The sequence below is a fragment of the Streptomyces graminofaciens genome (assembly GCF_030294945.1).
Taxonomy (GTDB): Bacteria; Actinomycetota; Actinomycetes; order Streptomycetales; family Streptomycetaceae; genus Streptomyces; species Streptomyces graminofaciens.
Window position 1 is genome coordinate 499529 of sequence record NZ_AP018448.1, and the last position, 11720, is coordinate 511248.

Here is an 11720-nt window from a genome sequence, read left to right on the forward strand (position 1 = left end):
CAGGGTCAGTGGCCCGCGATCGCCCGGGCTGTGTACGGCCGTTCCAGTTCCTCGGTCTCCTTCTCGGTGAGGGTGAGATCGAGGGCTGCCACGGCGTCGTCGAGGTGGTGCGGCTTGGTGGCGCCGACGATCGGGGCGGCCACGGTGGCACGGCTCAGCAGCCAGGCGAGAGCGACTCGCGCCCTCGGGACCCCGCGCTCGTCGGCGATACGGGTGACGGCCTCGACGATGTCGCGGTCGCCCTCCTGGTACAGGGTGTTGCCGAAGTCGTCCGTGCCGCTGCGTTCGGTGACGGTGCCCCAGTCGCGGGTGAGGCGGCCCCTGGCCAGCGGGCTCCACGGCAGCGTGGCGACGCCCTGGTCCTCGCACAGCGGGAGCATCTCGCGCTCCTCCTCGCGATAGAGGAGGTTGTAGTGGTTCTGCATGGACACGAACCGTGTCCAGCCGTTCGACCGGGCGGTGTGCTGCAGCTTGGCGAACTGCCAGGCGTACATCGAACTCGCCCCGAGGTAACGGGCCTTGCCCGCCTTGACCACGTCGTGCAGGGCCTCCATGGTCTCCTCGACCGGGGTGTCCGGGTCGAAGCGGTGGATCTGGTAGAGGTCGACGTAATCGGTGCCGAGGCGGCGCAGACTGTTGTCGATCTCCGTCATGATCGCCTTGCGGGACAGGCCCCGGCCGTTGGGCCCTTGGTGCATGGCGCCGTTCACCTTGGTGGCGAGGACGATCTCCTCGCGGCGTGCGAACTCCGCCAGCGCCCGGCCGACGATCTCCTCGCTGGTGCCGTCGGAGTAGACGTTGGCCGTGTCGAAGAAGTTGATCCCGGCGTCAAGAGCCCGGCGGATCAGCGGGCGTGACGCCTCCTCGTCCAGGGTCCACTCGTGGGTGCCTCGGTCGGGGATACCGAAACTCATGCAGCCCACACAGATCCGGGACACGTCCAGACCCGTCGAACCGAGCTTCACGTACTGCATCGTCGCTACTCCTGCCTGTGGGGTGTGCGCCTGAGAGGCAGCGTACGAGAGGGCGCGCGTGCCCTTCCCATCCTTTTGCGCGTGCTCTTCGCGCCGGACCCGATCAGATCCGGTAGCGGCGCAGCGCTGGGGTCACCGTCGCCAGCAGCAGCATCGCGCCGATGACGAGCAGGCCGCCCCCCGCGACGGCCGTACGGGCGCCGAAGGCCGAGCCGGCCGTGCCGTGCAGGACGTCGGCGAGGCGGGGACCACCGGCGACGACCACGGTGAAGACCCCCTGCATACGGCCGCGCATCTCGTCGGTGGCCGCGGACAGCAGGATGGCGCCGCGGAAGACCATGGAGACCATGTCGGCGACACCTGCGACCGCGAGGAACACCACGGCGAGCCACAGGCTGGTGCTCAGTCCGAAGCCCGTGACGGCCGCGCCCCAGGCCATGACGGCCGCGATGACCATGAGGCCGTGCCGGTTCGAGCGGGAGAAGGTGCCCGACATCAGACCGCCGACGACGGCCCCGATGGGAATCGCGGCGAACAGCAGGCCGAGGGCGAGGCCTTCGCCGTAGGGCGCGTACGTGGTGTCGGCGAGCTGGGGGAAGAGGGCTCGGGGCATGCCCAGGACCATGGCGATGATGTCGGCGAGGAAGGAGAGCAGCAGCACCTTGTGCAAGGAGATGTAGCGGAAGCCCGCGAGGACCTCCCGCCAGCCGGCGCGCCGGGTCGTCGAGGTGTCCTGGGGCGGCAGGGAGGGCAGCTTGTAGACCGCCCACAGGGTGACGCAGAGGGCGAGCGCGTCGATCAGGTACAGCTCCGCCAGGCCGATCACCGGGATCAGGGCACCGGCGAGCAACGGGCCCGCCACCAGGCCGAGTTGCATCACGGTCGAGCCGAGGGCGGCCGCCGCGGCCAGTTCGCCGGCGGGGACCAGCCGGGCCACGGAGGCGTTGCGGGCGGGCGAGTTGAGGCCGAAGAACGCCTGCTGGAGGGCGAGCAGCGCCATCAGTGCCCACACCGATTCGAGACCGGTGACGGCCTGGACCCAGAACAGCACCGAGGTGACGGCGATACCGGTGTTGGTGATCAGCAGCAGCGTGCGGCGGTCCACGCTGTCGGCGACCGCGCCGCCCCACAGTGCGAACACCACCAGGGGCAGCAGTCCGGCGAGGCTCGCGTAGCCGACCCAGGCCGAGGAGCCGGTGATGTCGTAGATCTGCTTGGGCACGGCGACGGCGGTCAGTTGGCTGCCGACCGCCGTGACGACGGTCGAGGACCACAGGCGCCGGTAGGCGGGACGGCGCAGCGGCCTGGTGTCCATCGCGAAGCGGCGCCAGCCCCGGCGGGGGGCGGTCTTCGCGTCGTCCTCCGGGGCTGTGTCGTCGCCGGTGCTGCTCTTGGTGGTGTCCACGCGCATCCTGTTGCTCGATACATCTTTCGATACGGACACCACTATCGCGGAGGCCGCCGCCACCGGGACAGGCGGATTCGACGCCGTCTCACATGCTGTCGGTCCGTCCTAGGACAGCGGCCACCGGATCACGCCCCGGCGATCAGTGTCACGCCGAGCGCGAGCATCGTCGCCGCGACCAGCCCGTCCAGGATCCGCCAGGCCTTCGGGCTGGCCAGCAGACCGCTGAGGAGCCGGGCGCCGAAGCCGAGGGCGGCGAACCAGCACAGGCTCGCGAGGCCCGCGCCGAGCCCGAAGGTCCAGCGCAGGTCGCCGCGGTCGGCGGCGATGGAGCCGACCAGGAACACGGTGTCGAGGTAGACGTGCGGGTTGAGCCAGGTCAGCGCCAGACAGGTGAGCACAGCCCGGCGCAGTGAGCCCGCGGTGCCGACCTCGGCCGCTCGCAGGGCACCTCCGTCGGGCCGCAGGACGCGCCGGGCGGCCAGGGCGCCGTAGACGACGAGGAAGCCGCCGCCCACGAGGGCCACCGCGGTCAGGGCGGTGGGCCAGGCGACGATCACGGCGCCGACGCCGCCGACGCCGAGGGCGATCAGGACCGCGTCGGAGAGGGCGCAGATGGCGACGACGGGGAGTACGGCGTCCCGGTGGAGGCCCTGGCGCAGGACGAAGGCGTTCTGGGCGCCGATGGCGACGATGAGGGACAGGCCGGTGCCGAAGCCGGCGGCGAGGACGGTCAGTGCGTTGTTCACACCACGACGCTAGGAACTCCGGAGCGCGTAGTACAGCTAAAGATTCTTACCTATCATTAGCACTCGTGATGTCGACCCATGTCTCGGAGCTTCCGCTCGATCTGGTGCGCACCCTGCTCGCGGTGGTGGACGAGGGCACGTTCGACGCGGCGGCCGGTGTGCTGCATGTGACGCCCTCGGCGGTCAGTCAGCGGGTCAAGGCGTTGGAGCAGCGGGTGGGCCGGGTCCTGCTGATCCGGGAGAAGCCGGTGCGGCCGACCGAGTCGGGCGAGGTGATCGTCCGGTTCGCGCGCCAACTGGCCCGGCTCGAACACGACGCGCACACCGCGCTCGGTATGACCGGCTCCGGCGAGGCCACCCGGGTGTCGATCGCGGTGAACGCCGACTCGCTGGCGACCTGGTTCCTGCCCGCGCTGACGCGGGTGCCCGAGGAGCTGCGCCCCTGCTACGAGCTGCGCCGCGAGGACGAGCAGTACACGGCGCGGCTGCTGCGCGAGGGGCTGGTGATGGCGGCGGTCACGGCGGCGCCGGACGCCGTGGCGGGCTGCTCGGTGCGTCCGCTCGGCCGGATGCGGTACTTGCCGGTCGCCGCCCCCGCATTCGCGGAGCGGTGGCTGGGCAGAGGATCGGGCAGGCCCCTCGATGAAGTGATCGCCGACGCGCCGGTGGTGTTCTTCGACCGGCGGGACGAGTTCCAGGACACCTTCGTACGGGAGCTGACGCGGGGCCGCCCGGCCGGCGCCCGACGGCACTACGTGCCGACCTCGGAGGGCTTCGTCGACGCCGTGGCCGCCGGGATGGGTTGGGGCATGGTGCCCGCCGCCCAGGCCGGGCCGCTGCTCGCCGCCGGGCGGCTCGTCGACCTGGCGCCCGAGCAGGCCGTGGACGCTCCCCTGTTCTGGCAGCAGTGGAAGCTGGACTCTCCCGCGCTGACAGCCGTGGCGGAGGCGGTCGCCGCCGAGGCCGCCGAGGCGTTGGCCCCCTGACGACCGCGGTCGGGGACGAAGGCCACCGGGATCAGGTCTTGAACGGCCCCTCCAGCGCCGCCCATTGCAGCAGCATGATGGTCTTGGCGTCGGCGATCTCGCCGGTGCGGATCATCTCCAGGGCGCGCCGGAAGGGCAGTTCGACGATCTCGATGTCCTCGCCCTCCTCTTCGAGGCCGCCGCCCTCGTGGGTACGCGTCGACGGGCCGTACGAGGCGGCGTAGAAGCTCACGCGTTCGGTGACCGAGCCGGGGCTCATATAGACGTCGAAGACGTGCTGGACCTCGCCGATGGTGTGGCCGGTCTCCTCGACGACCTCGCGGCGGACGGCGACCTCGGGGTGCTCGTCCTCCTCGTCGAGCAGTCCGCCGGGGGTCTCGACGAGCATGCCGTCGGGGTGGCCGTTGACATAGACGGGGTAGCGGAACTGCCGGGTGAGCAGCACGGTTTCGCGGTCGGCGTCGTACAGCAGCATGGTGGCGCCGTTGCCCCGGTCGTGGGTCTCGCGTTCCTGGGTGCTCCAGGTGCCGTCGCCGTGCTGGAAGTCGAAGGTCGTCGTGCGCTCCACGTACCAGTGGCAGGACAGCAGTTTCACGTCCCGCACCCTGACGCGCGGGTTGCCGGTGAGGTCCCGGCCGACGCGGTCGAGTCCGGTGCGTCCCCGGCGGTCCGGGGTGTCGATGCCGACGGTCTTGTTGGTCATGTCCGCTTTTACCATTTCGATCCGGCCGTTGCCAGGCGGCTCAATTCGCCTGTCGTGCGCGTCGCTTGGCGGAATCGGGCACTCCGGGACAGCATGCCCGTATGAAGAGTGATCTTTTCTCCAGTGAGCACATGGTGCAGCCGGCGCAGGCGCCGGGGATGAGCGTGCAGAACGCCAAGTCCGTCAAGTACGTCGTGAACGGCGAGATGCTGGCGCGGCAGGGCGCGATGATCGCCCACCGCGGCAATCTCCAGTTCGAACGCAAGGGCCAGGGCGTGGGCGGCATGCTCAAGCGCGCGGTGACCGGGGAGGGCCTGCCGCTGATGGCGGTGCGCGGGCAGGGCGAGGCCTGGTTCGCGCACGAGGCGCAGAACTGTTTCATCGTCGACATCGAGCCCGGTGACGTGTTCACCGTCAACGGCCGCAACGTGCTCTGTTTCGACGCCTCGCTGTCGTACGACATCAAGACCGTGAAGGGCGCCGGCATGACCGGCGGCGGCCTGTTCAACAGTGTGTTCACCGGCCAGGGGCGGCTGGGCCTGGTCTGTGACGGCAATCCGCTGGTCATCCCGGTCTCGCAGCAGCTGCCCGTGTACGTCGACACGGACGCGGTGGTGGGCTGGTCCGCCAACCTCCACACCTCGCTGCACCGGTCGCAGTCCTTCGGTTCGATGATCCGCGGCGGCTCCGGCGAGGCGGTGCAGCTGAAGCTGGAGGGCGAGGGCTTCGTGGTCGTACGGCCGAGCGAACTGACGCCGCAGAAGGCGCAGCAGCACTGAGAGCGGATAGGCAGGGGGCGCCTCGCCGTGTTGTACGGCGGGTGCCCCGTCTCAATGGAGTTCGACCAGTCTCATCGAGCTCTTTCAAAGGCCGCGGGCGCCTCGTCGCAGGGCAGCGGGGCAGCGGGGCACACCCCTGCCCATGTCGACCCACGCGACCCATATCGAACATGTTTCTGATTAACGAGTTACGCTGGTCGCATGGCCATGCACCTCCAGGGCTCCCTCTTCGACCAGTCCGACGACCTCCGCCTCGCGCCCCTCGACGGGATCCGGCGCCGCGAGCTGGGCGCCGGGGCCTGGATCGATCTGCTGCCCGGCTGGCTCACCGGGGCGGACGAGCTGTTCGCGCGGCTGGCCGAGGAGGTGCCGTGGCTGGCCGAGCGGCGGCAGATGTACGAGCAGGTCGTGGACGTGCCCCGGCTGCTCGCGTACTACGGGGCCGACGACGCCCTCCCGCATCCCGTCCTGGCGGAGGCACGGGCCGCGCTCACCGCGCACTACGCCGCCGAGCTGGGCGAGCCGTTCGCCACGGCGGGGCTCTGCTACTACCGGGACGGCCGGGACAGTGTCGCCTGGCACGGCGACCGCATCGGGCGGGGAGCGCGTGAGAACACGATGGTGGCGATCCTGTCCGTGGGCGACCCCCGCGACCTCGCCCTGCGGCCGCGCCGGGGCGGCGACTCGCTCCGCTTCCCGCTCGGGCACGGCGATCTGATCGTGATGGGCGGCTCCTGCCAGCGCACCTGGGACCATGCCGTGCCCAAGTCGACGCGTGCGGTGGGGCCGCGCATCAGCATCCAGTTCCGGCCGCAGGGCGTGCGGTGAGGGCGACCCCCGGCTACTCGCGGGCGGCGAGTGCGCGGGACTGCGACGTGCGCGCCAGCAGCGGGCCGAGCCAGCGCTTGAAGCGCCGCAGGGCCTCGAGCCGCCCGGCGGCGCGGTCGAGCCGGTAGTAGAGCTGCGGCGGCACATACGGCAGTAGCGGGGAGTGCCGCTGGCCGAGGAGGGCGAACATCTGCTCCGGGGGGAGGTCGATGTAGCGCTGGAGGTTCTCGTACCACTGGGCGCTGTGGCGGGCCGCGCTCTGCAGACGAAGGAGGTCGGACTTGCGCTGCCGTTCGTACGCGGCGAGCGCGGTCTCCGTCTCGGGGTGTGTGGCGAGGGCCTCGGCCAGGCACATGGCGTCCTCCAGGGCGAGGGTGGTGCCCGCGCCGATGGAGTAGTGGGTGGTGTGGGCGGCGTCGCCGAGCAGGACCAGGTTGCCGTGGTGCCAGGTGCGGTTGGTCAGCGTGCGGAAGTTCAGCCACTGGGGTGTGCCGTCGGCCCTGTCCCGGCCGATGAGCGCGTGGCCGTCGAGGATGCCGTCGAAGAGCTTCTCCAGGAGGGCGAGCCCGTCGGGCTCGTCGAGGCGGTCGAGGCCGAGGCCGGTGAGGGTTTCCGGGGAGCACTCGACGACGAGCGTGCTCTGCTCGTTGCTGAACCGGTAGGCGTAGGCCCAGATCCAGCCGTGGTCGGTCTCCTGGAAGGAGAAGGTGAAGGAGTCGAAGACCTTGGTGGTACCGAGCCAGATGTAGCTGTTGCGGCCGAGCGTGATGTCGGTGCCGAAGTGGTCGGCGTGGCGGGTGCGCAGGGCGCTGTTGACTCCGTCGCCCGCGACGATCAGGTCGGCGTGGGGCAGATCGTCCGGCCTGATCTCGTGCTCGTACTCGACACGTACGCCGAGCGATCGTGCCCGCTCGGCGAGCAGTTCGAGCAGACGGCGTCGGCCGATGCCGAAGGCCTCGTCGCCCGGCTGGACCGTCGAGCGGTCCCGGACGTGGGCGACCCCGGCGTTCCAGCTGACGGAGTCGGCGCCGATGGCGAGGGCCGTCTCGGGATCGACCTCGCGGAGCCTGTCGAGCAGTTCGGCCCAGTAGGTCACACCCCAGCCGTAGGTCGATCCGGCGGGGTTCCGTTCATGGACGGTGATGTCGTGGGACGGGTCCTGCCGCTTCATCAGGATCGAGAAGTAGAGGCTCGCGGGCCCGCCGCCGACGCACGTGATCTTCACACCCACTCCCATTGCTACGCAAAGCGATCACTTTGCCACGAAGAGTAGCAGGAGAAGTCGGTCTCGATCCGTGTCACGTTGCGCCCACCACCAAGGCCACTCGCTTCTCACCCACACCGGGAGATCGCCGGCGTCCCCTTCGCCGCCGCACGGATTTTCCCCTGGGAGCAGGCCGTGTCTGGGGCGCAGGAGCGTCGTGGAAATACTGCGGGACGTACTTCCACAATTCCCGTGGAATGCGTGAGCGAGCCCCCGGCCTGGCTGGGCACCGGGAGCTCGCTGCTGTCGCGGATCCGCCGTCGTCGCCGCCCCCGCGCGCAGTCCGTGGCTGCTGTCGTCGCAGATTGCGACGGAGCTCGTGCGGGAGGGCAAAGGTGATGGACTCGTCGGCGGTCGTCACGGTGTCGACATCGGGCGGCCCGCGCGCAGGGCGCAGTGACGGGCGACCGTCATGGCCAGCATCGATTTGCCCATGGCCGTGCGGGCGGTGATCACAGTGTGCTCAGCCCGCCACCGCGCAGGTCGTCCAGGTCGGACAGTCCGGTCGCGACGCGCCGCCGGGGTGGGGCAGGTACCGCGGTGCGACGGTGGCTGCCGTCGCCGGCTGCGGTACGGCGGCGGGCATCGGCTTTGCGGGCGTGGTTGCGCACCACAGTGCTTCCGTTCCGCGCGTCCGGGCCCGTGATCCCGCGCGCGCCGACACTCGCAGAGTCAACCGCTGGGGACTGGTGTTGATGCGCGGGCACCTGGGGCTCATCGCCCCTTGCCGTCCACGGGACCGTTCAGGGACTCGCCGGGCCGACACCATGACGACGGCCATCACCTGCCGCGCCGGTAAGGTGCAGACCATTTTTCCTAACCCTTCGCGAAGCTGTGAGCGACGTGCTAAAAGATCCAAATAGAGAAGCGAGTCACCCGCCGGGGCTTCTCCACCCCCATGCACGGAGCAGCAGTGACACCACCCTCTACCGTCTCCCCCACCCCTGTCCCCACCCAGTCAGCGCCCCTGTCGGTCGCGCTGGTCAGCCACCGATGCCCCGACCCCTGCGAAGTCACGGGGTTCCACAGCAGGAGGGTCCACGAACCATGTGAGATCCGTCCGTCCGACGATGTCGTCCTCTTCTACGGCCCGCGTATGGGCCAAGAGTTAAGGCGGTTCTCGACCGAGGCGAACGGCGGTCTCCCGCCGTTCGCCGTCCTCGCGACCTGTCTCGACTGGGACGACGTGTGCCTCGCCCTGGACAGCGGAGCCATCGGCTATCTGCTGGAGATCGAGGATCCGGACCTGCTCGCGGCGGCCCTGCACTGCATATCGCACGGTCACACCATCCTCGCCCCACAGATCGCCGAGCACGCGAGGGTCACGTCATGCCCGGGGGGCGCGCTACGGCAGACAGCGGCCGTGGCGAGACCGGACACGAGCGGGAGCGCGACCGGCCGTACCGGTGATTCCTCTCCTTCCCTGGCTCTCTCGCCGCAGGAGCGGGAGATCATGACCCGGCTGGCCTCGGGTCTCTCGGTCCGTGAGATCGCCGTCGAGATGCGCCTGGCCGAGAAGACGGTCAGGAACTATCTCAGCCATATCTACGGAAAGCTCGGCGTGCGAAGCCGTTCGCAGGCCCTCCTCCGCTGGCTCGGGCATCCGGGCGGTGAGACGGCACATCACTGACGGCCGACGGCCGGGCCCACGTCTGAAGGGGCCCGGCCGTAGCGCCGCCCGCGCCGGCGTCGGCCGTCACGGTTTGCCGGCGGTGAGCAGCACGTAGCCGTATTGGGGCAGGTCGAACATGTCTCCCCAGGCCTTCTTCGACTGGGCGACGCCTTCCTCGCCGAGCGTCGGCAGCAGGACGTCGAAGGCGGGCAGGACCGCCGGTCCGGTGGGCCGTGTCTGCTCGCTCACATCGGTGAGTTCCAGGAGGTCGAGCCCGGCCTTCTCCACCAGGGCGGGGTAGTTGTCGATGTGCTCCAGGGAGCGTGCCGTGCTGAGCGTGCAGAAACCTTCCACCACTGCTGTCGCCACGTCGTCGAGGGTTCCGCGCACCACGATGTCGGCGATCGCCAGGCGTCCGCCAGGCCGCAGGACACGCGCCATCTCACGCATCACCTGATCGCGGTCCGGCATATGGATCATCGACTCGATGGCCCAGATCCGGTCGAAGGAATCGTCGGCGTAAGGGAGGTGCATGGCGTCGGCCAGATCGAACGAGACCCGGTCCTCCAGTCCCTCGGAGCGGACCCGGTCCCGCGCGACCTCCAACTGGTTGCGGCTGACGTTGGCGCCCTTCACGGTGGCGCCCGTCTTCCGGGCCAGCCACGCGGCGGGCTTCCCTACGCCGCATCCCACGTCCAGCACCTTGTGCCCCGCGCTCACGTCGAGCCGTTCGTAGAGCTGCTCGGTCATCCGCTCACCGGCCTCGGCGAGCGGATCGATGCTGGACGGATCCGGCCAGTACCCATAGTGAACGTTGTCCGTGAACATGGCGCGGAGCAGTTCATTGGCCTGGTCGTAATAGTCGCCGACCTCGCGGCTGAACGCGTCGAACATCGTTCCCTCCGAATTCGCTGGTCCCATACGAAAGTGACGCCCTCTAAGGCTTGAGGAAGACCGACAATCGCGGTCCTTCCAGCTCACGGACGGGTTTCCGCAGCACAAACGTCCTGCTCGGATTCTTCCCGCCAACGTAACGCGCCCGCACGGTCGTTCATCTCCCCCAACCGAGTAGTTCTGGCGGCGGCTCGCGCCCTGCCTCAGGTCCGCCGTGGTGCGAACCAGAGGCAGGGCGGGGCCGCTGTCGGTCACCAGGTGACGGGCAGTTCGTAGACGCCGTGGGCGATCTGGTCGTGCTTGAAGGGGATCTCATCGAGGGTGCCGGCCAGGGCGAGGGTGGGGATGCGGCGCAGGAGCGTGCTGTAGACGATCTGGAGCTCGACCCGGGCCAGGGTGGCGCCCAGGCACTGGTGGACGCCGTAGCCGAAGGCCAGATGGCGGCGGGCGTTGGCGCGGTGGATGTCGAGGCGGTCGGGGGCCTCGGGGTAGAGGTCCGGGTCCCAGTTGGCGGCGTTGAGTGGGAAGACGATGCCCTCGCCCGCCTTGATGACCACACCGCCGATCTCGATGTCCTCGGCGGCGATCCGGCGCACGGTGTCCTGAGCGATCGTCAGATAACGCAGCAGTTCCTCGACCGTGTTGACGATGACCTTCGGGTCGTCGCTGTCGCGTACCTCGGCCAGTTGCTCCGGGTTCTCCAGGAGGGCGAGGGTGCCCAGCGCGATCATGTTGGCGGTGGTCTCGTGTCCGGCGCCGAGCAGCATCATGCCGATGCCGGCGGCGTCGTCCTGGGTGATCTCGCCGGCCTCGACCTGCACCGCGAGGTCGGACAGGATGTCGTCGCCGCGGTCGCCGAGCTTGGTACCGACCAGCTCCTTCAGATACATGGCCTGCGCGATGGCGGCCTTCTGCGCGTCGCCCTGAGCGGTGTCGCGGTAGATCATCGCGTTGTTGTTCTGCTGCAGGAACTCACGGTCCTCGTAGGGGACTCCGAGCATCTCGCAGATCACCCGGACCGGCACCGGCAGGGCGAGCGCCTCCACCAGGTCGACCGGTTTGGGGCCCGCCAGCATCCCGTCGATCAGCTCGTCGGTGATCTTCTGGATGGCCGGCCGCATGGCCTCGATCCGCCGGGCCGTGAACGGCAGGGTGACCATCCGGCGGATTCTGCCGTGCTCGGGGTCGTCCTGCCCGGCGAAGGACGGCTGGGCCATGCTGAGGAACTTGAAGTCCGCGCTGATGTGCGGGTAACCGTCGCGGAGGCCGTCGTGGCTGACGCGCGGGTCGCTGAGCAGGGCCCGCTGGTCGGCGTGGCGGGTGACGACCCAGGGCGTGCTGCCGTCCCAGATCCGCGCCCGCGAGAGGGGCTTCTCGGCGAGCAGCTTCCGCACGCCCGGCGGCGGGTCGAACGGGCAGCCGGTGTCCCGCTTCATGGGCCACTCCGGGGCGTCCTCGGCAGGGTCGCCGGCTTCCACGAGTGTCGTGTCGGTCATGTCTTCTCCTGTAGGTCGGTCCTGGGTGTG

The 11720-nt window shown here is 69.8% G+C and carries 12 protein-coding genes; 4 read left to right on the forward strand and 8 right to left on the reverse strand.

The annotated features are described in order from the left end of the window. Positions 1-5: 5 nt before the first annotated feature. The 3 genes from SGFS_RS02515 to SGFS_RS02525 form a co-directional block, all read right to left on the reverse strand. Complete coding sequence (locus SGFS_RS02515; RefSeq protein WP_286247249.1) at positions 6-974, reverse strand: aldo/keto reductase; 969 nt, start codon at positions 972-974, stop codon at positions 6-8. A 103-nt stretch (positions 975-1077) separates the two neighbouring features. After that, positions 1078-2379: an MFS transporter gene (locus SGFS_RS02520; RefSeq protein ID WP_434026035.1), complete on the reverse strand. Its 1302-nt coding sequence runs from the start codon at positions 2377-2379 to the stop codon at positions 1078-1080. Between the two features lie 128 nt (positions 2380-2507). Beyond that, positions 2508-3128, reverse strand: coding sequence for a LysE/ArgO family amino acid transporter (locus SGFS_RS02525; RefSeq protein WP_286247252.1), 621 nt, complete (start codon positions 3126-3128; stop codon positions 2508-2510). A gap of 68 nt (positions 3129-3196) precedes the next feature. Between SGFS_RS02525 and SGFS_RS02530 the strand changes: the two genes are divergently transcribed. Beyond that, on the forward strand, positions 3197-4114 hold the full coding sequence (locus SGFS_RS02530; protein WP_286259747.1) for a LysR family transcriptional regulator ArgP: 918 nt from the start codon (positions 3197-3199) through the stop codon (positions 4112-4114). A gap of 31 nt (positions 4115-4145) precedes the next feature. Here SGFS_RS02530 and SGFS_RS02535 read toward each other — a convergent pair whose 3' ends face one another. Continuing rightward, positions 4146-4817 (reverse strand): NUDIX domain-containing protein, encoded by a 672-nt coding sequence (locus SGFS_RS02535; RefSeq protein WP_286247254.1) that lies wholly within the window; start codon positions 4815-4817, stop codon positions 4146-4148. A 101-nt stretch (positions 4818-4918) separates the two neighbouring features. Between SGFS_RS02535 and SGFS_RS02540 the strand changes: the two genes are divergently transcribed. Together SGFS_RS02540 and SGFS_RS02545 are read left to right on the forward strand one after the other, a co-directional pair. Next, on the forward strand, positions 4919-5596 hold the full coding sequence (locus SGFS_RS02540; RefSeq protein WP_286247255.1) for an AIM24 family protein: 678 nt from the start codon (positions 4919-4921) through the stop codon (positions 5594-5596). Positions 5597-5797: 201 nt separating this feature from the next. Beyond that, positions 5798-6424: an alpha-ketoglutarate-dependent dioxygenase AlkB gene (locus SGFS_RS02545; protein WP_286247257.1), complete on the forward strand. Its 627-nt coding sequence runs from the start codon at positions 5798-5800 to the stop codon at positions 6422-6424. Positions 6425-6437: 13 nt separating this feature from the next. Here the strand turns inward: SGFS_RS02545 and SGFS_RS02550 are convergent, their stop codons facing one another. Together SGFS_RS02550 and SGFS_RS02560 are read right to left on the reverse strand one after the other, a co-directional pair. After that, the gene (locus SGFS_RS02550; protein WP_286247260.1) at positions 6438-7649 is read right to left on the reverse strand and encodes an FAD-dependent monooxygenase; all 1212 of its coding nucleotides are present in this window, start codon (positions 7647-7649) and stop codon (positions 6438-6440) included. Between the two features lie 491 nt (positions 7650-8140). Then, positions 8141-8299, reverse strand: a complete 159-nt coding sequence (locus SGFS_RS02560; RefSeq protein ID WP_286247262.1) for a hypothetical protein — start codon at positions 8297-8299, stop codon at positions 8141-8143. Between the two features lie 485 nt (positions 8300-8784). Between SGFS_RS02560 and SGFS_RS02565 the strand changes: the two genes are divergently transcribed. Further along, positions 8785-9318, forward strand: a complete 534-nt coding sequence (locus SGFS_RS02565) for a response regulator transcription factor (protein ID WP_286247264.1) — start codon at positions 8785-8787, stop codon at positions 9316-9318. Positions 9319-9384: 66 nt separating this feature from the next. On the opposite strand, the gene SGFS_RS02570 is transcribed toward SGFS_RS02565, so the two are convergent. Further along, positions 9385-10194: an SAM-dependent methyltransferase gene (locus SGFS_RS02570; RefSeq protein WP_286247266.1), complete on the reverse strand. Its 810-nt coding sequence runs from the start codon at positions 10192-10194 to the stop codon at positions 9385-9387. Positions 10195-10445: 251 nt separating this feature from the next. Next, complete coding sequence (locus SGFS_RS02575; protein ID WP_286247268.1) at positions 10446-11690, reverse strand: cytochrome P450; 1245 nt, start codon at positions 11688-11690, stop codon at positions 10446-10448. Positions 11691-11720: the final 30 nt, after the last annotated feature.

What these genes read in the sequence shown, in the direction of transcription:
- SGFS_RS02565 (WP_286247264.1), top strand. Translation starts at nt 8,785, where the DNA reads ATGGGCCAAGAGTTAAGGCGGTTCTCGACCGAGGCGAACGGCGGTCTC.
- SGFS_RS02535 (WP_286247254.1), bottom strand. Translation starts at nt 4,817, where the DNA reads ATGACCAACAAGACCGTCGGCATCGACACCCCGGACCGCCGGGGACGC.
- SGFS_RS02545 (WP_286247257.1), top strand. Translation starts at nt 5,798, where the DNA reads ATGGCCATGCACCTCCAGGGCTCCCTCTTCGACCAGTCCGACGACCTC.
- SGFS_RS02575 (WP_286247268.1), bottom strand. Translation starts at nt 11,690, where the DNA reads ATGACCGACACGACACTCGTGGAAGCCGGCGACCCTGCCGAGGACGCC.
- SGFS_RS02540 (WP_286247255.1), top strand. Translation starts at nt 4,919, where the DNA reads ATGAAGAGTGATCTTTTCTCCAGTGAGCACATGGTGCAGCCGGCGCAG.
- SGFS_RS02570 (WP_286247266.1), bottom strand. Translation starts at nt 10,194, where the DNA reads ATGTTCGACGCGTTCAGCCGCGAGGTCGGCGACTATTACGACCAGGCC.
- SGFS_RS02515 (WP_286247249.1), bottom strand. Translation starts at nt 974, where the DNA reads ATGCAGTACGTGAAGCTCGGTTCGACGGGTCTGGACGTGTCCCGGATC.
- SGFS_RS02530 (WP_286259747.1), top strand. Translation starts at nt 3,197, where the DNA reads ATGTCGACCCATGTCTCGGAGCTTCCGCTCGATCTGGTGCGCACCCTG.